The sequence below is a fragment of the Hymenobacter lapidiphilus genome, from assembly GCF_013377885.1.
Taxonomy (GTDB): domain Bacteria; phylum Bacteroidota; class Bacteroidia; order Cytophagales; family Hymenobacteraceae; genus Hymenobacter; species Hymenobacter lapidiphilus.
Genome location: NZ_JABKAU010000010.1, coordinates 88028 through 112012 on the forward strand (window position 1 = coordinate 88028; position 23985 = coordinate 112012).

Annotated in this window: 20 protein-coding genes; 9 read left to right on the forward strand and 11 right to left on the reverse strand. The window is 59.6% G+C overall.

Features of this window, described 5'->3' with window-relative positions:
- Positions 1-30: 30 nt before the first annotated feature.
- On the reverse strand, positions 31-1053 hold the full coding sequence (locus HW554_RS07440; RefSeq protein WP_176907951.1) for a tetratricopeptide repeat protein: 1023 nt from the start codon (positions 1051-1053) through the stop codon (positions 31-33).
- A gap of 285 nt (positions 1054-1338) precedes the next feature.
- A complete protein-coding gene (locus tag HW554_RS07445) occupies positions 1339-1632 on the reverse strand; it encodes a hypothetical protein (protein ID WP_176907952.1) in 294 nt (97 codons plus the stop codon).
- A 167-nt stretch (positions 1633-1799) separates the two neighbouring features.
- On the opposite strand from HW554_RS07445, the gene HW554_RS07450 reads away from it, so the two are divergent.
- Positions 1800-2222, forward strand: a complete 423-nt coding sequence (locus HW554_RS07450; protein ID WP_176907953.1) for a BrxA/BrxB family bacilliredoxin — start codon at positions 1800-1802, stop codon at positions 2220-2222.
- Positions 2223-2309: 87 nt separating this feature from the next.
- Here the strand turns inward: HW554_RS07450 and HW554_RS07455 are convergent, their stop codons facing one another.
- The gene (locus HW554_RS07455) at positions 2310-4028 is read right to left on the reverse strand and encodes a carbamoyltransferase family protein (protein WP_176907954.1); all 1719 of its coding nucleotides are present in this window, start codon (positions 4026-4028) and stop codon (positions 2310-2312) included.
- Between the two features lie 345 nt (positions 4029-4373).
- Here HW554_RS07455 and HW554_RS07460 point away from each other — a divergent pair, with 345 nt between their 5' ends.
- Positions 4374-5300, forward strand: a complete 927-nt coding sequence (locus HW554_RS07460; RefSeq protein WP_176907955.1) for a glycosyltransferase family 2 protein — start codon at positions 4374-4376, stop codon at positions 5298-5300.
- A gap of 131 nt (positions 5301-5431) precedes the next feature.
- On the opposite strand, the gene recQ is transcribed toward HW554_RS07460, so the two are convergent.
- Positions 5432-7630, reverse strand: coding sequence for a DNA helicase RecQ (recQ, locus tag HW554_RS07465; RefSeq protein ID WP_176907956.1), 2199 nt, complete (start codon positions 7628-7630; stop codon positions 5432-5434).
- Between the two features lie 180 nt (positions 7631-7810).
- Between recQ and HW554_RS07470 the strand changes: the two genes are divergently transcribed.
- Together HW554_RS07470 and HW554_RS07475 are read left to right on the forward strand one after the other, a co-directional pair.
- Complete coding sequence (locus HW554_RS07470; protein WP_218134633.1) at positions 7811-8791, forward strand: KpsF/GutQ family sugar-phosphate isomerase; 981 nt, start codon at positions 7811-7813, stop codon at positions 8789-8791.
- A gap of 93 nt (positions 8792-8884) precedes the next feature.
- Entirely contained in the window at positions 8885-10012 is a 1128-nt protein-coding gene (locus tag HW554_RS07475; protein ID WP_176907958.1) for a mannose-1-phosphate guanylyltransferase, read from the forward strand.
- Positions 10013-10111: 99 nt separating this feature from the next.
- Here HW554_RS07475 and HW554_RS07480 read toward each other — a convergent pair whose 3' ends face one another.
- The gene (locus HW554_RS07480; protein ID WP_176907959.1) at positions 10112-11344 is read right to left on the reverse strand and encodes an isocitrate dehydrogenase (NADP(+)); all 1233 of its coding nucleotides are present in this window, start codon (positions 11342-11344) and stop codon (positions 10112-10114) included.
- Positions 11345-11524: 180 nt separating this feature from the next.
- Between HW554_RS07480 and HW554_RS07485 the strand changes: the two genes are divergently transcribed.
- A complete protein-coding gene (locus tag HW554_RS07485) occupies positions 11525-11899 on the forward strand; it encodes a hypothetical protein (RefSeq protein WP_176907960.1) in 375 nt (124 codons plus the stop codon).
- A 130-nt stretch (positions 11900-12029) separates the two neighbouring features.
- On the opposite strand, the gene rlmB is transcribed toward HW554_RS07485, so the two are convergent.
- The 5 genes from rlmB to HW554_RS07510 form a co-directional block, all read right to left on the reverse strand.
- Entirely contained in the window at positions 12030-13139 is a 1110-nt protein-coding gene (rlmB, locus tag HW554_RS07490) for a 23S rRNA (guanosine(2251)-2'-O)-methyltransferase RlmB (protein ID WP_246285145.1), read from the reverse strand.
- Positions 13103-14317 carry a GWxTD domain-containing protein gene (locus HW554_RS07495; protein WP_176907961.1) on the reverse strand — a complete coding sequence of 405 codons (1215 nt, stop codon included), beginning with the start codon at positions 14315-14317 and terminating at the stop codon, positions 13103-13105. The genes rlmB and HW554_RS07495 overlap by 37 nt, the downstream gene beginning before the upstream one ends.
- A gap of 120 nt (positions 14318-14437) precedes the next feature.
- A complete protein-coding gene (locus HW554_RS07500; protein WP_176907962.1) occupies positions 14438-17434 on the reverse strand; it encodes a glycosyltransferase family 117 protein in 2997 nt (998 codons plus the stop codon).
- A gap of 248 nt (positions 17435-17682) precedes the next feature.
- A complete protein-coding gene (locus HW554_RS07505) occupies positions 17683-18090 on the reverse strand; it encodes a T9SS type A sorting domain-containing protein (protein ID WP_176907963.1) in 408 nt (135 codons plus the stop codon).
- Positions 18091-18363: 273 nt separating this feature from the next.
- Entirely contained in the window at positions 18364-19125 is a 762-nt protein-coding gene (locus HW554_RS07510) for a biotin--[acetyl-CoA-carboxylase] ligase (protein WP_176907964.1), read from the reverse strand.
- Positions 19126-19167: 42 nt separating this feature from the next.
- Here HW554_RS07510 and rsfS point away from each other — a divergent pair, with 42 nt between their 5' ends.
- Both rsfS and ftsH read left to right on the forward strand, forming a co-directional pair.
- Positions 19168-19560 (forward strand): ribosome silencing factor, encoded by a 393-nt coding sequence (gene rsfS, locus HW554_RS07515; RefSeq protein ID WP_176907965.1) that lies wholly within the window; start codon positions 19168-19170, stop codon positions 19558-19560.
- A 164-nt stretch (positions 19561-19724) separates the two neighbouring features.
- On the forward strand, positions 19725-21860 hold the full coding sequence (gene ftsH / locus HW554_RS07520) for an ATP-dependent zinc metalloprotease FtsH (RefSeq protein WP_176907966.1): 2136 nt from the start codon (positions 19725-19727) through the stop codon (positions 21858-21860).
- A gap of 106 nt (positions 21861-21966) precedes the next feature.
- Here the strand turns inward: ftsH and HW554_RS07525 are convergent, their stop codons facing one another.
- Positions 21967-22164: a hypothetical protein gene (locus tag HW554_RS07525; protein WP_176907967.1), complete on the reverse strand. Its 198-nt coding sequence runs from the start codon at positions 22162-22164 to the stop codon at positions 21967-21969.
- 290 nt (positions 22165-22454) lie between these two features.
- Here HW554_RS07525 and HW554_RS07530 point away from each other — a divergent pair, with 290 nt between their 5' ends.
- Positions 22455-23120 (forward strand): LutC/YkgG family protein, encoded by a 666-nt coding sequence (locus HW554_RS07530; protein WP_176907968.1) that lies wholly within the window; start codon positions 22455-22457, stop codon positions 23118-23120.
- Entirely contained in the window at positions 23095-23877 is a 783-nt protein-coding gene (locus tag HW554_RS07535; RefSeq protein WP_176907969.1) for a UDP-2,3-diacylglucosamine diphosphatase, read from the forward strand. The genes HW554_RS07530 and HW554_RS07535 overlap by 26 nt, the downstream gene beginning before the upstream one ends.
- The last annotated feature ends 108 nt before the right edge of the window (positions 23878-23985 follow it).

Below are 23985 nucleotides of genomic sequence, written 5' to 3' on the forward strand. Positions count from 1 at the left end.
ACTGCTGCTGGCCGGCCGTGCTGCGTGCGGTTATGGGCAGCCCGAGTTGGCGGCGTGCGTGTTGCCTACTTCCAGGCCCAACTCGGCGGCGCGGCGCCAGTCCTGGCAGGCGGCGTCGGGCTGGCGGAGCATTTCGCGGGCGTGGCCCCGGTTGAGGTAGGCTTCGGCGTACTCCTTGTTCAGGCTGATAGCCTTGCTGGCATCATCTTCTGCCTTTTTGTAGTCTTCGAGCTTGAGGTAGGCGGCGGCGCGGTTGTTCCAGGCGAAGGCGTAGCCGGCATCCAATGCCACGGCCCGCCCGAAATCCTCTACGGCCCCTTTATAATCCTTGAGCTCGTAGCGGGTGGCGCCGCGGTTGGTGTAGGCTAGGGCGTTGTCCTGCTTTTTGCCCAAATAGGCGTCGTAGTCCTGTAGTGCCCCTTTCAGGTCGGCGGCGCGGCGGCGGGTGCCGGCCCGGTTAAGCAGGGCCGGCAGCAGCTCGGGCTGCAGCGTGAGGGCCTGGCCGTAATCCTGAATGGCAGCGGGCAGGTTGCCAAGCTGGCGCTGGGCGCTGGCCCGGTCGTGCCAGGCGTAGGCGTAGGCGGGGTCGGCCTTGATGGCGGCGTCGAAATCGGCCTTGGCGGCAGCGTAATCGGCCTTCTCGAAGCGCAGGGCCCCGCGGTAGTACCAGGCCGGAGCATAGTCGGCCTGCAATTCGGCGGCCCGGCCGTAGTCGCGTTCGGCCTCGGTGGGCTGCTGCAGGGCCTCCTCGGCCCGCGCCCGCCCAAAGTAGGCCCCGAACGTATTGGGCTCCAGTTTGATGGCTTGATCGTAGTCCTGCACGGCGGGCTGGTAGTCTTTCAGCTCGTAGCGGGCCGCGGCGCGGTTGGCGTAGGCACGGGCGAAATCGGGCTTCACGGCCAGTGCCTTGTCAAAGTCGAGCACGGCGGCCCGGTAGCTCTGCTGCTTGAACTTGGCCAGTCCGCTGTTGTAGAGCCGCTCGGCCTGCTGGTCGGGCGGTAGAGTAGAGGCCCGCACACTATCCACCTGGGCCTGGGCAGCCGCCGCGCTCATCAAGAGTCCCAGCAGTAAAACAGAAATTTTCCGCATCGTTTCCCGCCGATTTCAAAGGCGCGGGATAAATGTAATTTTTTATGCTGAATATGGCTAATTGAGCGAATTAATTGCTTGTAGATTGATTTTTGTCAAGACTCAATAGTGCTGTAGATGTGAAAACGCTCGCTCATTTGTAGAACACGGGTATCATGCAGTTTTGCGACGTAGGGGCGGGGACAACCGAAGGACAGCGCAGCTAAGCCCCGCCCCTACGTCGTGCTGCGTAGCTAACAGCTCAAAAAATCAGGCAGGCAGTTGCGTTTTCACCATTTCCTGCCACTCGTGGCGCAACGACCCGTCGAACTGGGAGCGGCCGGCGCGGCGGTACCAGTAGGTGGCGTTGTTTAGGTCGCCCTGCTGGCGGTGCAGAAACGCGTGGAGCCAGTCGAAAAGCGGGGCGTCTTCGTGCTGCTGGGCAATGGCGTGGGCCTTGTACCATTCGTCGCGGCCGGCGTACCACAGGGCTTGGAGCAGCGGTGAGAGGCCAGACGGTAAGGCAGATTGGGTCTGGGAGTCGAGGAAGTTTTTGTAGGTCATAAGGCGGCGCAGACGGACACAACAGCGTATTGGATAGTAAACTTCTGAGGGCCGGCCGGGGTTTCAACTGCCGGCGGCGGCCATGCGGCGGTAGTTGCGTAATTTTACGTCGCCGCCGGACAATGTGTCCGCCGAAGAAGTTTATTTCCAACGCCTAGCTTTCACCTATGGCCACCTACCCCGAATACATGGTTGCGCCCATCCGTCAGGACCTCACCGAGGCCGGCTTTGAGCAACTCATGACCCCCGAAGAAGTTGATCAGGCCCTGTCGGCCGACAGCGGCACCGTACTGGTTGCTATAAACTCGGTATGCGGCTGCGCCGCTTCCAAAGCCCGCCCGGCCCTTAAAATGGCCGTTTCCAGCTCCGATAAGAAGCCGGCCAAGCTCGTAACCGTGTTTGCCGGTATGGAGTCGGAGGCTGTGGCCCAGGCCCGCCAGCACATGTTGCCCTACCCGCCCAGCAGCCCCTGCATTGCCCTGTTTAAAGATGGCGAGCTGGTGCACATGATTGAGCGCTACCACATCGAAGGCAACGACCTGATGCGTATTGTAAACAACCTGCAGGGCGCTTTCGAAGAGTACTGCTAGAGTTATTGGTAGCTGAATTGCTGCTAATCAGTAAAGCCACTCCCGACAATCTGTTGGGGGTGGCTTTACTGATTAGCAGCAATTCAGCTAGTAAGACTTTTTAAGTAGAAAGGGGCCTAGTGCCAGCGCGTCCAGGCCGGACTGAAAGTAGCAGTCTAGCGCATCGGCCGGCGTTTCTACCAATGGCATGCCGTTTAGGTTGAACGAAGTATTTAGCAGTACTGGCACGCCGCTAAGCTGCTCGAACTGCAGAAGCAAACGGTAGAACTCGGCATTGTCTGCCGTTCGCACACTTTGCAGCCGGGCGCTACCGTCGTTGTGGCTGATAGCGGGCAGCGCCAGTTGTGCGGCGGCCCGGAGCGGGAATACTTTTTCCATAAAGTAGGCCGTTTCGCCCACGGGCAGGTCAAAGAACTCGTGCTGACGGTCTTCTGGCATGGCCGGTGCAAAGGGCCGGAAAGCCTCCCGGTACTTGATGCTGGCATTAACTTTCTCTTTCATGTCAGCACGGGTCGGGTCGGCTAGAATGCTACGGTGCCCTAGAGCGCGCTGTCCCAGTTCCGAAGCCCCCTGAAACCAGCCCACAATGCTGCCCGCGTGCAGAAGTGCGGCTGTTGCGGCGGCTATATCGGCCGGCTGTTCATAAGCAGCCTTGCGGCGCTCCAGTTCTGCCCGCAACTCGGCTACAGAATACTCGCGACCAAAAAAATTGTGCCGTCCTGGCGCGCTCGGAGCTGCAGGCAGGCCCAGTACTTGGTGCCGACCGTAAAGTGCACTCCCGACGCTGATACCCGTGTCGTCGGGCGTGCCTCCAATAAATACCTCCTGGTAGGGCGTGTGTTGTGTGAGCCGGCCGTTGAGTACGGAGTTCATCAATACGCCCCCGCCAAGTACCAGCCGTGGCTGGCCGGTGCGGGCATGCAGGGCACGCAATAGCTCAAATACTACGTCCTCGGTTACTTGCTGCACGGCGGCTACCACATCGTAATAATGCTGGGTGAGTGGGGCCGATGGGAGACGAGCCGGGCCTAGCAATGCCTCCAGCTTGGGTGAGTAATAGTAGGGGGTGAAATGAAGGAAAAACTCGAAATAGCGCAAATCCAACTCGTAGCGCAAGTCTTGCACCTGAATTAGCGCCCGGATAGCATCGTAATGAACGGCCGGATTGCCCTGAGCCGCTAAAGCCATCACCTTCCATTCGTCGCTGTTGGGCCGGAATCCTAAGTACTGCGTGAAGGCAGCGTAAAACAGGCCCAGGGAGTGCGGTGTGCGATTGGCTGCCAGTGTCTGTGTGCCCCCCGAGGCTGTGATGGTGCCCAGCAAGCCGGTGGTTGTTTCGCCAAAGCCGTCGGCCACGAAAAAGTCGGCTGCCGTATAGCCCGACTGCCACCATGCGTTGGCTAGATGGGCTTGATGATGATCTACATAGTGAATCCGCAACTGCCCGCCGCTGGCACTCCGCAGTTGCTGCTCCAAGCCAGTCACGTCGCCGTGCAAGGCCGCGAGTTCATTGAGCGTCAGTTGTGCCAGTTTGCTTCGGTTATGCAAGGCTTCTGCCAGGTTCTGGCGGGGCTGTAGTAAGTAAGGTGCCGGATTCCAGCCAATAAAAGCGTCTGTTACGTCATGAAGCGTAATACCGGCTGCCTTGCAGCAATACTGGATGGCCTGGCGTGGAAACGATTTGTCCTGCTTTACCCGCGTCAGGCGCTCCTCTGCAATGGCTACCTGTACTTGGCCCGAAGGCGAGAGCAGGCAGGCGGAAGAATGGAAGCCGCTGCAGTTAATCCCTAGAATAATGGAATCCATGTAAGCCGTTAACGAAAAGTAAGATGCTGGGTCCAACCAGAGAAAATGTTGGTCTGGTTGAAACGAAAACCGGGTGCCGCGGCAAATGTACGGGTTGCCTCTCGCACCGCTTTCTGCCAGTCACGAATGATAGTATTGCTGGCCCAGGCCAGCAATGAGCCGCATGCTTTGAAGCATCATAGGCAGCTAAGAACAGGTGGCCGTAAGACAGGTGGCCGTAAGACAGTTGGCCATTCCAAAGCTTCCGATGGTAAGTGAATGGGCAACCAGTCGAGCTTAACGGCTGCTAACAGTGGCCTACCACCAATCGACAAACCCTGACTACCAGTTGTTAACTTTGCTGGCATGCTCGACTACTCGGTGGTAGTGCCCGTTTACCAGGGCCAAGATACGCTGGCGACCCTCACGGCGCAGCTCCACGCTTTTTTTACCGGCACCAACCGCTCGTTCGAACTCATCTTCGTGTACGACTGCGGGCCCGATGGCTCCTGGGCCGTTATCCGGGCGCTGCAGGCGCAATATGGGCCGGAGCTGGTGCGGGCGGTACACCTGACGCGCAATTTCGGGCAGCACAACGCCCTGTTGTGCGGTTTTGGCGAGGCGCAGGGGCGTTTTATTATCACCCTCGATGAGGATTTGCAGCACCGCCCCGCCGATATTGCGCAACTGATTGCGCGGCAGCAGCAGGGCAATTTCGACGTGGTATATGGCATGCCCCAGGAGCTGCGGCATTCGCGCTTCCGCAACTTGGCTTCGCGGGCCATGCGCCGGCTGCTGCGGGCTGGCATCCCCGATCTGCACCCGCACTACTCGGCTTTCCGGCTGCTGAAGGCTGATACTGCCCGCGCCTGCCTCGACATGCGCAACTCCCACACCTTCCTCGACGGCTACCTGACCTGGATAACCACGCATGTGGCCAGCGTGCCGGTAGCGCACCAGCCCCGCGCAGCCGGTAGTAGCGGCTACACGCTGGGCAAGCTGCTGGCCTTCTCGCTCAATATCTTCGTTACCTTCTCCAACCTGCCAATCCGCCTGCTCACGGCCCTTTCGGTACTCGTGTTTCTGGTCACCAGCGCCTACTCGGCCTACGTGCTGGGGCGTAAGATGCTCTACGACGACTACCTGCTCGGCTTCCCTTCGCTCATCATCTCTATCGGCTTCGGCGTGGGCCTCATTATGCTGGGGTTGGGTATTGTGGGTGAGTACATCTACCGCATCAACCTCAAAACCACCCGCCGCCCCAACTTCGTGAAGCGGACGATGGAGGAGTAAAAAATCCGGCTGTCATCCTGAGCCTGCGAAGGACCTATAGAGAAGCTAACATTAGATAGCAACTTTTCGATAGATCTTTCGCAGGCTCAGGATGACAGCCGGATTGCGTTGCGGTTGTCCGATTCGCCTCCTTAATTCGCTACTTCGCTCAGAAACTTGATGCGCATCAGGCGCAAATCTTCTTCCGTGTAGTCGTCGGTGCCGAGTTCCTTCAAGGCCACGGCAATGTTGTCGGTGCTGGCCGTCATGAAGTAGTCGTAAATATCCTCCTGGCGGCTCTGGTCGAGGACGCCGTTGATGTAGTAGCCCAAGTTGAGCTTGGTGCCCGAGTAGCAGATGTGCTCGATTTCCTCCATCAGCTCCCGCATATCGAGGCCCTTGGAAGAGGCAATTTCTTCCAGGTCCATCTTCTTATCGATCTGCTGGATGATGTAAATCTTGATTTTCGACTTGTTGACGGCCGACTTCACCACCACGTCGGCGGCCGTCGTGATGTCGTTGTCCTCCACGTATTGCTTGATGAGCGTCAGGAAGGGCTCGCCGAACTTCTGGGCTTTGCCCTGCCCCACGCCCGATACGTGGGCCAGCTCCTCCTGCCTGGTGGGGAAGGTGGTGGCCATTTCCTTCAGCGAAGGGTCCTGGAACAGCACGTAGGGCGGCAGGTTCTTCTGGTTGGCCACCTTCTTGCGCAGTGCCTTGAGCATCTCGAACAGCGCCTCATCGTGGCCGGCGGCCAGCTGCACGTCTTCCTGCTGCTGTTCTTCCTTTACTTCCTCGTCGTAGTTGTGGTCTTTGGTGAGTTTCATGGAGTGCGGCTTTTCGATGAAATCCAGGCCCTTCTGGGTAATCCGAATTACGCCAAAATTTTCCACATCCTTGGCCAGCAGCCCACTAAGCATAGCCTGCCGCAGCAGCGAGTGCCAGAACTGGGCGTCGTGGTCCTTGCCCTGCCCATAAATCGGCAGCTGGTTGTGGGCGTAGCTGATGACGTGCGGATTCGACATGCCCATGAGCACCGTGCCGATGTGGTCGAGGCCGAACCGCTCGTCGGTCTGCACCACCGCCTTCAAGGCCAGTAGCACCTCGTCGCGGGCCTCGAACCGCTCGCGCGGGTGGCGGCAGTTGTCGCAGAAACCGCAGTCGGTGGCGTACACCTCGCCGAAATAGTGCAGTAGCTGCTTGCGTCGGCACACCGCCGAATCGGCGTAATTAGCCATTTCCTGCAGTAGCTGCTTGCCGTTGTCGCGCTCGGTTACGGGCTTGTCCTTGTTGAACTTCTCCAGCTTCACGATGTCGTCGTAGCTGTAAAACATCAGGCAGTCGCCGTCCATGCCGTCGCGGCCGCCGCGCCCGGTCTCCTGGTAGTAGCCCTCAATGCTCTTGGGCGTGTCGTAGTGAATCACGAAGCGCACATCAGGCTTGTCGATGCCCATACCGAAGGCGATGGTGGCCACAATCACGTCGCACTCTTCGTGCAGAAACGCATCCTGGTTGGCCATGCGCACCTGCGGGTCGAGGCCGGCGTGGTAGGGGCGGGCGCGCACATCGTTCACGCGCAGCAGCTCGGCAATTTCCTCCACCTTCTTCCGGCTCAGGCAGTACACAATGCCCGCCTGGTCCTTGTGCTGCTTCACATACTGAATCAGCTGCTTTTTGGTGTTGTGCTTGGGCCGCACCTCGTAGTAGAGGTTGGTGCGGTTGAAGCTGGTTTTGAACACTGAGGCATCATCCATCTGCAGGTTTTTCTGGATGTCCTGCTGCACCTTGGGCGTGGCCGTGGCCGTGAGGGCGATAATGGGCACGCCGGAGCCAAGGTTGTCGATGATGCCGCGGATTTTGCGGTACTCGGGCCGGAAATCGTGGCCCCACTCCGAAATGCAGTGGGCCTCATCAATGGCCACGAAGCTGATGGTAGCCTTGTTGAGAAACTCAATGGTTTCGTCCTTGGTCAGGCTCTCGGGCGCCACGTACAGCAGCCGCACTTCGCCGCTAATCACGTCGCGCTTCACCCGGTTCATCTCCGACTTGCTCAGCGTCGAGTTCAGAAACTGGGCATTCACGCCGAACGCGTTGAGCTGGTCGACCTGGTTTTTCATCAGGGCGATGAGCGGCGAGATAACGATGGCCGTGCCCGGCAGTACCAACGCTGGCAGTTGGTAGCACAGGCTTTTGCCGGCCCCGGTGGGCATAATAACGAAGGTATTGTGGCCGGCAATAACGTTGTTGATGATATCCTCCTGCACGCCGCGGAACTGTCCGTAGCCAAAAACTTCCTTTAACTTGCCCTTCAAATCAGCTGGTTGCTGGACTTCGGGGGTTATCACTGACATCGACATCCGCACTTACACTAATTAGTTGATAGACTTGAGGCAACGGCTTTTTCGGGCCGTTTCCTCAATCTAAGGATTTTACCGGGATTTGAGGCCGGGCAGGCGAAACGGCGAGGCCGGCCGCGGCCAATTCTTCCCCTCGTTCCGGCCCCGATTTCGAACCGCACTATCAAATTTAGATTGAAACTGCCAACCGAACTCCATCGCATCGCAAAAAAAGTGCTTCAGCTTGAAGCGGAAGCCATTGCCGGTGTTGCCGCGGCCCTCGACGAACGGCCCGATTTTGCACAATGCGTAGAAGCAATTCTGGCCCGCCGTGGCCGCGTAGTCGTCACGGGCATTGGCAAGAGCGCCCACATTGCGGGCAAAATGGTGGCTACTTTCAACTCGACCGGCACGCCCGCCCTGTTCATGCACGCCGCCGACGCCATCCACGGCGACCTGGGCATGATTCAGGCCGATGATTTCGTCATTGCCATCAGCAAATCGGGCGACACGCCTGAAATAAAGGTGCTCGTGCCGCTGCTCAAGCGAAAAGATGTGCCGCTGGCCGCGCTGGTCAGCAACGCCGACTCCTACCTGGCCCAGCAGGCTGACTTTATTCTACATGCGCCGGTAACCCGCGAAGCCTGTCCTCACAACCTGGCGCCCACCACCAGTACCACCGCCGCGTTGGCTCTGGGCGACGCGCTGGCCGTATGCCTGCTCGAAAGCCGCGACTTCTCGCGCCACGATTTTGCTAACCTGCACCCGGGTGGTACGCTGGGCAAGCAGCTCTACCTGAAAGTGGGCGACATGAGCCGGCAGAACCAGCAACCGCAGGTAACCGAATCGGCCCCGTTGCGCGACATCATCCTCGAAATATCGGGCAAGCGCCTCGGTGCCACCGCCGTGCTGTCCGACGATGGTGGCGAGCTGGTGGGCATCATCACCGACGGGGACCTGCGCCGCATGCTCACCGACCACGCCAACCGACTCGACGCCGTAACGGCCCGCGACATCCTCACGCCCAGCCCCGTTACGGTCGATGTAGACGATTTCGCGGTGGAGGCCCTGGCCCGCATGCAGGCCCGCAACATCACCCAACTGCTGGTAACCGAGCAGGGCCGCTTCAGCGGATTCATTCACCTGCACGATTTGCTGCGCGAGGGCTTGGTGTAGAGGTTATAGGACGTCATTCTGACTGCACTCTGCTTCGCTCAGAATGACGTTCTTTTCCCTAGCCCTAACTTACCGGAAAACAAGCTTGACTCCATGGACCAACATACCTATCTAGTGGTGATGGCCGGCGGCATCGGCAGCCGCTTCTGGCCCTTCAGCCGCACCCATCACCCTAAGCAGTTCCACGATGTGCTGGGCCTGGGCCGCTCCATGCTGCAGCTCACCGTAGACCGTTTTGTGGGTGTCTGCCCGCCTGAAAACGTGTTCGTGGTTACCAACCGCGACTATATTGAGCTGGTGCAGCAACACCTGCCCGAACTGGCTGCCAGCCAGATTCTGGGCGAGCCCATCGGCCGCAACACAGCTCCCTGCATCGCCTACGCCAGCTACCGCATTGCCCGCCTCGACCCCGAGGCCGTGATTGTGGTAACGCCCGCCGACCACGCCGTGATGCACGAGGAGAAGTTCCGCGCGACCATCCGCACCGCTCTCGACGGGGCCCGCACCCACAACGTGCTCATTACGCTCGGCATCCAGCCCTCGCGCCCCGATACCGGCTACGGCTATATCCAGTTCATCGATGACGCAGTGCAGCCTGAGCAGATACAAACCATGCCCGGCCACGCCGATGGTTCGTTTCCGAAGGAGCTGCGCAAAGTGAAGACTTTCACTGAAAAGCCTAATGCCGAGCTGGCGCAGATGTTTGTGAGCAGCGGCGAGTTTCTCTGGAATTCGGGCCTGTTTGTGTGGCGGGCCGATGCCATTGTGCAGGCTTTCCACCAGTACCTGAGCGACATTGCCGAGGTGTTCGACGAGGGCACTGAGCAGCTCGGCACGCCCGCCGAGGAGGAGTTCATCACCCGCGCCTATAGCCTTTGCCGCAATATCAGCATCGATTACGGCGTGATGGAAAAGGCCGACAACGTGTACGTGCTGCCGGCCGACTTCGGCTGGAGCGACCTGGGTACCTGGGACTCGCTACACCGCATGGGCCAGCACGACGCCGACGAGAATGTGGTCGACGGCAACGCCCTGCTCTATGACACCCGCGAATGCGTCATCAAGACCCCGCCCGAGCGCTTGGTAGTAGTGCAGGGCCTCGAAGGCTACATCGTGGCCGAGTACGACAATGTGCTGCTCATCTGCAAGCGCACCGAGGAGCAACGTGTCAAGGATTTTGTGGCCGACGTGAAATCGAAGAAGGGCAACGGATACAATTGATTTCAGCGCTTAGTTATTAGTTGTTAGCGCATGGAAAAGCCTGTTATCCGTTGCTTGGATAACAGGCTTTTCCATGCGCTAACAACTAATAACTAAGCGCTACTTGGCCAGCTTTGCTTTCAGATTTTCGTCCAGCGCGGCCAGGAACTCCTCGGTGTAGAGGTAGTCGCGGCCATGCTCCACTTTGTTGCCGTGGATGCAGACGGCCAGGTCCTTGGTCATCTTGCCGCTTTCCACGGTTTCGATGCAGACGGCTTCCAGCGCGTGGCAGAAGTCGATGATTTCCTGGTTGTTGTCGAGCTTGCCACGAAACTCCAAACCACGGGTCCAGGCGAAGATGCTGGCAATGGGGTTGGTGCTCGTGGGCTTGCCTTTCTGATGGTCGCGGTAGTGGCGCGTTACGGTGCCGTGGGCGGCCTCGGCCTCCATCGTGCCGCCGTCGGGCGTTACCAGTACCGACGTCATCAGACCCAGCGAGCCGAAGCCCTGAGCCACGGTGTCACTCTGCACGTCGCCGTCGTAGTTTTTGCAGGCCCACACGAAGTTGCCGTGCCATTTCAGGGCCGAGGCCACCATGTCGTCAATCAGCCGGTGCTCGTAGGTGATGCCGGCTTCTTTGAACTTGGCGATGTAGTCCTGCTCGTAAATCTCCTGGAAGATATCCTTGAAGCGACCATCATACTTCTTGAGGATGGTGTTCTTGGTGCTCAGGTACAGCGGCCAGCCTTTGCTTAGGGCTTGGTTGAAGCAGGCGTGCGCGAAACCACGGATGGATTCGTCGGTGTTGTACATGGCCAGCGCTACGCCGTCGCCTTTGAAGTTGTACACCTCAAACGACTGCGCTTCGCCGCCGTCTTCGGGCTGGAAGCTGACGGTGAGCTTGCCCTTGCCCTTGGTTACGAAATCGGTAGCCCGATACTGGTCGCCGAACGCGTGGCGGCCGATGCAGATGGGGGCCGTCCAGTTGGGTACGAGGCGGGGCACGTTGCTCATCACAATCGGCTCGCGGAATACGGTGCCGTCCAGAATGTTGCGGATGGTACCGTTGGGCGACTTCCACATCTGCTTAAGGCCGAACTCCACCACACGCTCCTCGTCGGGGGTGATGGTGGCGCACTTGATGCCCACGCCGTACTGCTTGATGGCGTTAGCGGCGTCAATGGTTACCTGGTCGTTGGTTTCGTCGCGGTACTCGATGCCCAGATCGTAGTACTTGATATCGAGGTCGAGGTACGGCGTGATGAGCTTGTCCTTGATGAATTTCCAGATGATGCGGGTCATCTCATCGCCATCGAGCTCAACTACCGGATTGGCTACCTTGATTTTAGTCATGGGGTGGGGGGTAAGAGAAAAAAGAAAACCAGCCCGGCCGATCAGGTCAGCCAGGCTTTGCGGCCATAAGATAGGCACGAGCCACTAAGCGACATACGTACGAGCCAACCCAATGACCCATCTAAAGCCCGGTTTTCGCTTATTTTAGCCCCTAATAAACATCCTCGCTCTACCGCTTTCATGCCCGACTCTGCCACACTACGCAAGCGCGACCATCTGGCCGATGCCGCCCTGGCTGGTACCCACCGCCTGCGCCCGCTGCTGGAGTTGGTCGAGCACATCCGGCCCCACGTCGGCCACAACTCGGTATTCAGCTCGCGCCGCGAGAAAATCCGCGAGCAGCTGGCCCTGGTGCAGGAACAGCTGCGGGCCGAGCGGCCCCGGCATCAGGCGCTCCGCGAGGCCTTCCGGCAGCTAAGTGAATTCGTGCGCGAAGACGTGCGGGAAGTAAGCCGGGATGAGGTAAAGGAGTCGGGTAAACGCTTCGTAGCCGCCACACTCAAAAACGCGCCCCAATTAATAGCCGCTGCCAAGCAGGCGGGGTTGCTGAGTTGAGAAGTAAAGAAGCCAGGCTGTCATCCTGAGCAGCGCAAAGGACCTACAAAGAAGCTATCCGGTCAAGATTAGCTTTTCTATAGGTCCTGCGCGCTGCTCAGGATGACAGCCTGGCTTCTTTACTTCTGTTTTATTCCTTAACTGCCCCCAGCCGCTGCCGGAGCACCTCATACAGCATAATACCGCTGGCAACCGACACGTTGAGGGAGCTGATCTGGCCGGCCATCGGGATGCGGAGCTTATGGTCGGCGAGGCGCAGGTACTCGGGGCTGATGCCGTCTTCCTCCGAGCCCATCAGAATGGCCAGCGGGCCGGTCAGGTCCACTGTTTCGGCTTCCAGGCTGGCGTCCGACTTTTCGGTACAGGCCACCACCTGCACGCCCGATTCGCGCAGGAACGTGAGGGTTTGCTTAAGGTTATGCTCGCGGCACACGGGAATCAGGTTGAGGGCGCCGGCCGAGGTTTTGAGGGCGTCGCCGTTGATCTGGGCCGCGCCGTGGCTGGGCACCACAATGGCATGCACGCCTAAGCACTCAGCATTCCGGGCAATCGAGCCGAAGTTGCGCACGTCGGTAATCCGGTCGAGCACCAGCAATAAGGGCGTTTTGCCTTCTTCATACAAGCCAGCCAGAATATTGTCCAGCGGCATGTAGTCAATCGGCGACACAAAGGCTACTGCACCCTGGTGGTTTTTGCGGGTGATGTTGTCGAGCTTCTCCACCGGCACCATCGACACGGGCACGCTGGCCTCGCGGGCCAGGGCATTGATGTCCTGGGTCATGGAGTTTTTGGTGGCGCGCAGCAGAAATATCTTGTCCAGCGTGCGGCCCGCGCTCAGCGCCTCCAGAATCGGGCGCAACCCGAAGATCATGTCGATGCTGCGGTCCTGGGGCGGGCGGTGGGGGTAGCGGGGCTTGTCAGAAGACGAGGAAGAGGCCGGCCGGCGGCCTTCTTCCCGGCTGCCACCCTCACTCCAGCGGCCTTCTTCCCGGCGGTTCTCGTCGCGCCGGCCTTCGGGGCGCGGCTCTTCGTCGCGGCGGCGGGGCTCGCCAAACTGCTCGTCGTTTCGGCCGTCATCGGCGCGGCTGCGCTCGAAGCGCGGGGCCTCGTCGGAGCGGCTGCCGTCGCGGCCCTGGTCCTCGCGCGGGGTGCGGCGGTTGGGCACAGGGCGGTTCTGCGAGTCGAAATATTGGCGGCGTTCGGTTACCGGCCGGGCTGGGCGATTAGTCCTTTTCTCCATAGCTCCACGGCGGCATACCAGAGAAATTCATGCTCGGGACGGCGCACCAGTTCGTAGTTGTCGGGCGCAAAGATACTGGGTTTGGCGCGGAAGACGAAGATGGTATTCAAGCTTTGGTAGCCGCGGTACACCCACCGCTCCTCGTTGCCGCTGCGGTACACGGTTTCAGGCGCGCCCAGTATCTGGTAGAGCATGCCCCGGTCGGTGAGCCAGCCGGCTTTGTGGGCCGAAAAAATGGTATTGGCCACTACTACTCGCCCATAAAACTGGCGAATCAGCTGGCGGGCCTTATCCTGGTCGTCGCTGGCCACGCCAAGCCAGAAATAATCCACCGCCTTCTTGGGGTCGGGCGCATCAAAAAGCTTCTGCCGCTCCTCCGAAGTCGAAACGTAAATCAATGGGGCAATCAACTCATCGGCCGAGGTGAGCTGCGGGAAGCGGTTTTCCTCTACCAGTAGGCCCTGGCTTGGCCCCCGGTTGCCCAGGCGCAGTAGGTACAGGCCGGCGGGCAGCCGTAGCAGCTGGTCGGCATTGAAGCGGGCCGAATCCTGGAGGCCCAGGGTGCGGGGTTGCTGGCCCAAAGTGTTGCTGGTGGCCATGGGCGGGGCGGCGGCCAGCGAGCTGAGCGGGTAGCGGTAGGCATTCAATGTCTGGCCGGGGGCGTAGGCATCAACCCCGAATACCTCCCGGGCCCGCACGTAGCGGCGCATTAGCGGCCGGCTCAGCGAATCGATAAAAATAAAGCTGCGGTTGAGGTTTTCCGGCGTGAGGCGCAGCCAGGCCGCGTCGCCGCCCATGGCATCCTCGGCGTCTCCGAAGGCCACGCTCAGCGCATGCCCCGATACCAGACGGCTTATCGGCAGCGCGAAGCTCAGGCGGTCCACGTCGCCATCGGGGCGCAGGCGGCGGGCGGCCCCGCGCACGGTGTCCTGCCAAAGGGGCCTGCGGGCATCAAAATCAATCCAGCCCATCACGCGCAGCGGTACCCGGCGTCGCTGTGCGATGCGGTTCGGAAACCGCAGGTACACCCGCAGGCTGTCGCCCTCACGGCGGGTATCTACCTCAACAGTACGCCTTGGCTGGTACTGGTTGGCAAAGTCGCGGCGCGGGGCGGCTTGCAGCGGCCCCGCCGCAAGCAACACCAGGAATAGTAGTAGCAGGGAGGCCAGGTTTCTCATACTAGTGAATGGAGGAGAGTGGATAGATAAGCGACGTAAAGGAAGGCTCAGACAACCCAATTTTACGCGAAAAAGCCGGCCCCGTTCCCGGAGCCGGCTTCGGCGCTCAAAAACCGTGCACTATTGGCGCGGATTGTAGTACTGCTGCAACAGCCGGATGGCGCGCTCGGCCCGTTTCTGGTCGCCGATTTCCTCGGCGGCGCGGCCAATGCTGTTGAGCGTCATCAGGTAGGTCTGGAATTCCTGGTCGAAGAGCGCCTGGTTGTGGGTGCTGTAGTAGGCCAGGCCGCGCTCGGCGCGGTCGGTCATGGTATCCATGATTTCGTTGGCCCGCTGGGTTTCGCCCACCACAATAAGCGCCGGGATGAACTGGGGCACATAGTAGTCGTAGGGAACAGCCTTGTCGGGCATCACCTCGAACGCCTTGTTGAGCACTTGCTTGGCCCGCGCCTTATCGCCCTGGATGAGCAGCGCGTCGGCCAGACGCGAGAATTTGTCGCGGTAGTTGGCCGGGAAGCGCAGGTTGTTTTCGTCGTAGAAAATACCGTCGTTATCGAGGCCGCGGTAGGCGAAGGTCTTCATCAGCTTCTCGTACATCAGGTCTGTTTGCACGTAGCCTTCGTCGGCGGCACCGGTTTTGGCGTCGTAGTCGGGGTTGCGGGCGGGCAGAATGCGGTAGGCCATGCCTTCGAGCTGGAAGTAGGGCTGCAGGCCCATAAAGTCGCGCGAGTCGACGGTGCTCGAAAAGTACACCGGCCGCTCCCAGTTGTTGGTGGCCAGAATGTCGAGGATGAACAGACTCTTCTTTTCGATGGCGCTTTTGCCCACGCTCCAGTCCATTTGTGGCACCAGTTGCTTGCGCCGGCTGGCCGGAATGATGCCCGACTTAGCCACGGCAGCGGTATCAATAGGTAGGTAGAAGTTGCGCGAGGGGAAGGAGAGTAGGTTTTTGCCGTCGCCGTAGCTTACCTGCAGCAGGGGGCTGTTGGCCTTCACCAGCTGCATAAACTGGCGCACATCCACGGCGGGTACGGCCGGGTTTTCGGCGTAGGGCAGGTAGTCGTTGGTGCCCTGCTTGTAGTCTTTATTGTCCATCGAAACCGGCAGCGGAGCCGACTTGTAGGAGCGGCGCTTCATTTGGTCGATGTACCAGTCGGTATTCAGGTAGCTAAGTACGGCCACGCGCACATCGGTGCGCACGCCTTCCACTTCCTGGGCGTACCAGAGCGGGAAAGTATCGTTGTCGCCGTTGGTGAACAGGATGGCGTTGGGGGCGCAGGAGTTCAGCAGGTTCTTAGCCGAATCAACCGACAGGTAGCGGTCGGAGCGGTCGTGGTCGTCCCAGCCCTGCGTGACCATAAGGCCGGGTACCACCAGGCCCGCCAGCGTTACCACGCCGGCCCGGGTGGCATCGGCTTTAATAACGGATTGTAGCAGTTCGGCCAGCGCCAGCACGCCCAGGCCAATCCAGATGGCGAAGGCAAACGTGGCGCCTGCAAACGTGTAGTCCCGCTCGCGGGGCTCGATGGGCGGCTGGTTAAGGTAGAACACAATGGCCAGGCCCGTGAACAGGAACAGCAGGCCCACAATGAAGGCGTTGCGGCCGTCGCGGCGGATGTGGAAGAAGAGGCCCAGCAAACCCAGCATCAGCGGCAGCGCAAAGAAGGCGTTGCGGGCCGGGCTGTCGGCCACGCGCTCCGGCAAACCGTTGCCGTCGGCGCTGCCCCACAGGATGCCCGATTGCTGCAGGTCGCCCTCGCGGCCCACGTAGTTCCACATAAAGTAGCGCCAGAACATGTGGCCCATCTGGTAACGGAACAGGAAGGCCAGGTTCTGGCCCATGGTCGGCTTCACGTCCTTCTGCACGTCCACCCACTTCTGGTAGTTGTACACGTGCAGCGGGTCGGGACTGTAGATGCGCGGAATCAGCATTTTGTCCTCGGAGCGGTATTCCAGCACCGGGCGGTATTCGGCTACCACGTACTTGTCGCCCTGGCGCACGTAGCGCGGCGCGCCTTCTGTTTGGGCAATAGGCTGAGCGTTGAGCTGGGGGCCATAGAGCAGGGGCCGGTCGCCGTATTGCTCGCGCTTGAGGTAGCTCACAAACGAGAGCACGTCCTCGGGGTTGTTTTCGTTGATGGTGGGGTGGTAGGAGCTACGGATGGGAACAATCAGGTAGCTCGAATAACCGATCAGAATGAACATGAAGCTCAGCATCACGGTGTTCAGCAGCCGGCTGCGCCGCTGGAACGACTGCCGGAATCCGAACCAGATGAGGCCCACGAATAGCAGCAGGAAGATGATAATGCCCCAGTTGAAGGGCAGGCCTACGGTGTTCACGAAGAACACCTCGAACGCGCCCGCCAGTGTGGGCAGGCCCGGAATGATGCCGGCCAGAATCAGGCCTACAATCACGCTGCTGATAGCCAGCGTGGCTACCCCGCCCCACAGGGTAGGGTTCTGAGTACGGCGGTAGTAATAAATGAAGCCCAACGCCGGAATAGCCAGCAGGTTGAGCAAGTGAACCCCGATGCTCAAACCAATAACGTAGGCAATGAGCACCAGCCAACGGTCCGAATCAGACTCGTCGGCGCGGTTTTCCCACTTCAGCATCAGCCACACCACGGCGGCCGTGCAGAGCGACGACATGGCATATACCTCGGCTTCCTCGGCATTGAACCAGAACGAATCGGAGAAAGCATAAGCCAAGGCGCCCACTGCGCCAGCGCCCATAATCAGCAGCGTTTGCCCGAAAGTGGGCTCCAGTTGCCGGTCGTCGTGCATGCCGGGGCGGTGCAGCACGAGCTTTTTGGCGAGCATTGTGATGATCCAGAACAGGAACAGCACCGTGAACGAGGAGCTGAGCGCCGACAGCGCATTCACCAGCACCGATACCTTGGTGACGTCGCCGAAGCTGAGCATGGAGAACAACCGGCCCAGCAGCAGGAACGTGGGCGCGCCGGGCGGGTGCGGCACCAGCAGCTTATACGAGCAGGCAATGAACTCGCCGCAGTCCCAGAACGAAGCCGTGGGCTCCAGGGTCATCAGGAAAACGACGGTGGCCAGGGCAAATACCAGCCAGCCCACGAGGTTATTCAGGCTTTTGTAACTCCGCATATAGGTAGTGAGAGAGGACCGCCGCTTGCAAAAGGGCGGGGAAATCGGGAAAGCAGTCAGCGAAAGTTCAAAAGTAGCCAATAAGTACCGAGCCGCATGCCTAAATCAACCAATGCCTGCCCCAGCTTCAACCAACTCCCGGATTCACCCTTCCGCAACTGATAAACCGAACCAGCCCAAAACACAAAACCCCCGCCGGTAGGGGCGAGGGCTTGGTAGTTCGTTGTAGATGGGGAGACCTGGAAAACCTAGTTCTGCAGCACCAGCCGCTTGGTCGAAACCACCTTGTCGTTTTGCAGCAGGCTGTAGAAATACATGCCAGAAGGCAGGTCAGCTAAGTTCAGAGCCATGCCACGGTCGGCTGCTTCGGGGCGCAGGGCTACTGTGCGTACCTCGCGGCCAATGATGTTGCTCAGGCGTAGCCGGTACTCAGTGCCCACGGCAAACTGGCTCATCGAAAGCGTAACCTGGCCGTGGGCCGGGTTTGGGGCCAGCGAAAACGTAGGCGTCAGCATGCGGGCAGCCAGCGTGGGCAACCCGACGGCCGGGGCCTGTTTAGCGGCTGCTGTGCGCGGTACGTAGCTGGCGGCGGCCAGCAGCGGCAACTGCCACAACAGCAGAAACAAAAAGGTGAAGAAGCGAGGCGTAAATTTCATGACATTCAGTAAAGCTGTAGCGAAAGAGAGGCAGGACGGGACCAGAAAAAAGGTGTTTCGGGTAGCCAGAGCGGTAATTTGCAACTACCGTGCCCACCCTGCCAGGACTGGCAAGCAATGGGGAGATACATCTTGGAGTATGCAAGTTGCCTGCGGTTTAACGCTTTGGGATTCAAGTTACGTAAATAGTTGGTTTGTAGTCGTATGGCTGCGTAAAAATTATCGACTGTGCTACCTGATGGATAGCCGTGGGCCGGCTTGTGGCAGAACACGCTACAGGTACCGAATCTGCTTCAGGTCAAAATGGCGTACCTGCCCGCCGGTTTCCAGTGCCAGCCGGCCCGCCTCATCCAGACCCACAATGCGGCCGTGCAGGTGCTGGCCGTCGGCTTCATAGGTATGCATTTCTCCGAAGCGGTAAAGTACGGCCAGGTATTCCGTGCGCAATTCGCGCACCCGGCCGGCCCGCAGTTGCAGGTAGCGGCGCTCCAGGCATTCGAGCAGGCGCTCGGCCAGCGGGGCCAGCTGGTACGTGCGACCCGTAAGGCAACCAAGCGAAGTGGCGGTAGGTATCCCAAACTGCTGCTGGTTGATATTGAGGCCAATACCGACAACGCTATACTGAATCTTTGAGCCGTTGAGCGTGTTCTCGATGAGAATACCGCCCAGCTTCTGCGCGCCGTAATACAGGTCGTTGGGCCACTTCACGCGGAGGGCGGGCGTGGGGCCGAGCAGCGCGCTAAGCCAGTCGTGCAGGGCTAGGGCTACGGCCTGGCTGAGCAGGAACTGGTCGGCGGCGGGCAGAAACAGCGGCTTCCAGACCACCGATAGCGTCAGGTTTTCGCCGGGCGCGGCCTCCCATTGGTTGCCCCGCTGGCCCCGGCCGGCGGTCTGTTTGTCGGTAACCACGCAGCAGCCATCCGTGGCCCGGTTTTCGCCTATCAGTGCTTGTGCTTCCGAGTTAGTGGAGCCGCATTCGGGCAGCCAGACAAGCTGTTGGCCCGTGAAGAGCGTTTGGGGGGAAAGTGCCGCCATCTGTTTTTCGTACTTTGTGCTAGTCAAACCTACCAAGACCCTATGAAAAGTACCTCAGTTCGACAGGATTCGGACAAGTTGGCAGAAATTGTCGTGAGCGGCATGCAGGAGAAGAAAGCGTCCGATATCGTGGTGCTCGACCTCAGAGAGCTCAAGAATGCCGTAGCCGATTATTTTATTATTTGTTCGGCTTCTTCCGACACCCAGATCGAGGCAATTGCCCGCTCGGTGGAAGAAGAAGTGGAAAAACTCATCGGCCAGAATCCCTGGCAGACCGAAGGCCGCACCAACCGCGAGTGGGTGCTGCTCGACTACGTTGATGTGGTTGTGCACATTTTTCTGCGCGACCGTCGCCAGTTCTACGCACTCGAAGAGTTGTGGGGCGATGCCAACATCACGTACGTGGAAGAAGAAGCGTCTGCCGCGGCAAACTAAAAGGGGGGTTGCAGTGTCATTAGGCTGGCAACGAAAGAGTGGTGCTAAGGGAGGAAAGGTTCTTTGAGTTGGCGGGTTTATGCCAGCTCAAATACCGGAGTTCTACTTGCCGCCGTTCATTTGCTGCTTACCTCATTCTGTACGCCATAATTACTTAGCAATTCATGTCTGATACGACGCCCAAAAAGAAAAAATCCCCCCTGCCTAGTCCGGCTCCCAAGCCCGGTATGCAGTTGTGGGTCCTCTCCGGGTTGGTGTTGCTCATCCTCGGGATGGTCTACTTATCCGGTGGTAACCGGTTGGTAGAAATCAAGCAGCGCGATTTTGAGCAGATGCTTACGGCCGGCGACGTAGCCGACGTGGCCCTGGTGAATGACCGGGAGGTGCAGGTAACCTTGAAAAAAGAGGCCCTGCAGAAACCCGAATACAAGAGCCGTCTCACCACCCAGCGCAGCCCACTGGCTTTGCCCGGGGCGGGCGTTTCGACTGCCGGCCCGCAGTTCGCGTTCCGGGTAGTCGAAGGCAAAGTATTCAAGGAAGACCTCGATAAGTTGCAGGCTACCCTGCCCACCGACCGCCAAGTTGGCCTGAAGGTATCGGAGGAGCGTGGCTTCGGCGACTTCCTCGGTACGTGGGGCTTCATGATTCTGCTCTTCGTGGGCTTCTGGTTCCTGATGCGTCGCATGAGTGGCGCGGGCGGACCCGGCGGCCAGATTTTCAACATCGGTAAGAGCCGCGCTGCCCTGTTTGAGGGGGGCGACAAGGTGAAAATCACGTTCAAAGACGTAGCCGGCCTCGAAGAAGCCAAAGAGGAAGTAGAAGAAATCGTGGAGTTCCTCAAGAACCCCTCGAAGTTCACTGTACTCGGCGGCAAAATCCCGAAAGGTGCTTTGCTGGTAGGCCCTCCCGGCACTGGCAAAACATTGCTGGCCAAAGCCGTAGCCGGCGAAGCCGACGTGCCGTTCTTCTCGCTCTCGGGCTCCGACTTCGTAGAGATGTTCGTGGGCGTGGGCGCTGCCCGGGTGCGCGACCTGTTCAAGCAGGCCAAGCTGAAGGCGCCGTGTATCATCTTCATTGATGAAATTGACGCCATCGGCCGTAGCCGCAGCCGCGGCAACACGCCCGGCGGCAACGATGAGCGCGAAAACACGCTCAACTCGCTGCTGGTAGAAATGGACGGCTTCGGCACCGACTCGGGGGTTATCATCCTGGCCGCTACCAACCGCCCCGACACGCTCGACTCGGCCCTGCTCCGGCCTGGCCGCTTCGACCGCCAGATCAGCATCGACAAGCCCGACATCAACGGCCGTACCCAGATTTTCAGCGTCCACCTCAAGCCCCTCACACTGGGCCCCGATGTGGATGACCGCAAGCTGGCGGCTATGACGCCCGGTTTTGCCGGTGCCGAAATTGCTAACGTCTGCAACGAAGCCGCCCTAATTGCCGCCCGCCGCGACAAGAAGATGGTGACCATGCAGGACTTCACCGATGCCGTTGACCGTGTAATTGGTGGCCTCGAGAAGAAAAACAAAATCATCAGCCCCGGCGAAAAGCGTATTGTTGCTTACCACGAGGCCGGCCACGCCGTAGCCGGCTGGTTTCTGGAGCACGCCGACCCGTTGGTGAAGGTGAGCATCGTGCCCCGCGGCGTGGCGGCATTGGGCTACGCGCAGTACCTGCCCCGCGAGCAGTTCCTCTACAACACCGAGCAGCTCATGGACGAAATGTGCATGACGCTGGGCGGCCGTGCTGCCGAAGAGTTGGTGTTCGGTAAGATTTCGACCGGCGCGCTGAGCGACTTGGAGCGCATCACGAAAACGGCCTACAGCATCGTGACCATGTACGGCATGAACGAGAAGCTCGGCAACGTGTCGTTCTATGACTCGAAGGGTCAGGACCAGTACGGTTTCAACAAGCCTTACTCGGAAGCCACCTCTCAGATGATCGACGAGGAGGTTCGTGCCATCATCAGCCAAGCATACGTCCGGACCAAAGAGCTGCTCACTGAACGCCGCCACGAGTTGGAGGTAATTGCCAAGGAGCTGCTGGAAAAGGAAGTGCTGCTGCAGGATGACCTGTTGCGCCTCGTGGGACCCCGTCCTTATGACACCCAAACGAGCTACCAAGCCCACATGGCCGGCACCGACCGCTCGGAAACCCTGAGTGAGCGGAAGCAGGAACATCCCGTAGCCCTGGATAATGATCTGCCCGAGTTGAATCTGCCCGGTTTGGATCAAAATGGGGATGTAGCCGGTGGTGCTTCTACCGGGCCTGCGGGCTCAGCTGTAACCCCCATGTAGCCTACAGCGAAAGCACAAAAAAAGCCCGCTGCCAGTATCTGGCAGCGGGCTTTTTTTGTGCTTTCTAAAGAGGTATATTTCTGATAATACGGGAGGAGTATGCTGGTTATTCGGCTCGCTCCTGCAGAAACTGCTGAAATGGTTTCAGCGTGCGAATCTTCTCGAAACCCTGATGAGCCAGCGCCGTTCGCACGCCGGGCAGCAGGTCCTGTAACCAGTCCTGGAAATCTGCTTCGGTGGCCGGGAGATACTGGGTGGCCGGCGCGGTCGGGGCATGGTAGCTGACGGCGGGCGTGTTGTGCATGGCGGGATTAAAGGATGGGTTCGATGGTGGAAATACCAAAAAGGTGCCACTATCCCGGCAAGCCTGCTACGGTTCAGCTGGTTAGATGGGGTTCCGCCAGCACTTATGGCCCCTATTGTGGTTGCAGGCCGCAAGTAGGCAGTTGGCGTACGCCCGAATTTTATAAGTTGCTATCTGCATCAACCAGTGGGGTCAGTTCCGATTCTCGTAGTGGGGCAGTAGGCGGCCCCGATTCCCGCGGCGGGTTTCGGCTGTGTTTTCTGCAAACGAAACCCGCGTACCTTTGCTGCATGGCCGAAAGCTCCCGTGACCTTGTTCTACGCCGCATCCGCGAGGCCCTGCAGACGCCCGGCCCGGCACCTGCGCCCCGGCCCGATTTCGCGGCTCCGCTACACCCTAAGCCCGCCGCTTCTGATGATCTGGCCGTGGCCTTTGCCCAGAGTTTTGTGCGGGTAGGCGGGGCGTTTTACTACTGCGAATCGGAGGAGCACTTCTACGATCAGCTCTTCCTGTATAAGAAGGAGCAGCAGCTGGAAAATCTGTATGTGTGGGAGCCGGAGCTAAAGAAGCTGCTGCACGCCGGCGACCTGGTTTTTCAGGGGGATGAGGATGGTTTCCGGGAGCATGCCGATGCGGGCCTGACGAGCTGTGAGGCCTTGGTGGCCCGTACTGGCAGCATTCTGGTATCGGGGGCCACAACCAGCGGCCGGCGGCTCAGCATCTACCCCGATCAGCACCTGGTGCTGGCCCGCACCTCGCAGGTAGTGGCCGACATTGGCGACGCGCTGCAGCTAATGCAAACCAAATACGGCCCCGGGAAGCTACCGTCAATGATTTCCCTGACCTCGGGGCCCAGCCGCACAGCCGATATCGAAAAAACGCTGGTACTCGGGGCCCACGGCCCGCGCCGCTTAGCACTGTTTCTACTGGATGACGCGCCCGCTCCAACTACCTGATCTGGCTCTGCCGCCCGGCCGCCGGGTGTACTTTGCCTCCGATTTTCACCTTGGTGCCCCCGATGCCGCCCGCTCGCGCGAGCGGGAAAAGCGCATTGTGCGCTGGCTCGATGAGGTGGCCCGCGACGCAGCCGCCATCTACCTGCTGGGCGACATCTTCGATTTCTGGTTTGAATACCGCCATGCTATTCCGCGGGGCTTCACGCGCCTGCAGGGCAAGCTGGCCGAGCTGACTGATGCGGGTTTACCGGTTACCTTCTTCACCGGCAACCACGATATGTGGATGTTCGACTACTTCACCGAGGAGCTCAATATCCCCGTGCTGCGCCACCCGGTCAGCCAGCGCATCGGTGGGCACCAGTTCCATATCGGCCACGGCGACGGGCTCGGTCCCGGCGACCACACCTATAAAGTGCTGAAGAAAGTATTTGCCTCGCCGGTGGCCCAATGGCTGTTTGCGCGGCTGCACCCCAACTTCGGCATCGGGCTGGCCAACCGCTGGAGCCGCCACAGCCGCCTGCAAAACGGCCCCTCCGATGACCACTTCCTGGGCGACGACGAGTGGCTGCTGACCTATTGCCGCGAGATGCAGCAGCAGTTCCCGCACGAGTACTATGTGTTCGGCCACCGCCACCTGCCTTTGGATGTGGAAGTAGCCCCCGGCAGCCGCTACATCAACCTCGGCGAATGGGTCAATTATTGCACCTACGGCGTGTATGATGGGCAGCAACTGGCGTTACGGGAATATGAGAAGTGAGAAGTTAGCGCGGAGAGGTGAGAAGCTGGAACTGAGAACTGAGAGGTTAGAGGCGAGAAGTGAGAATTTAACCTGTCATCCTGAGCGGAGCGAAGGACCTGTTAAGAA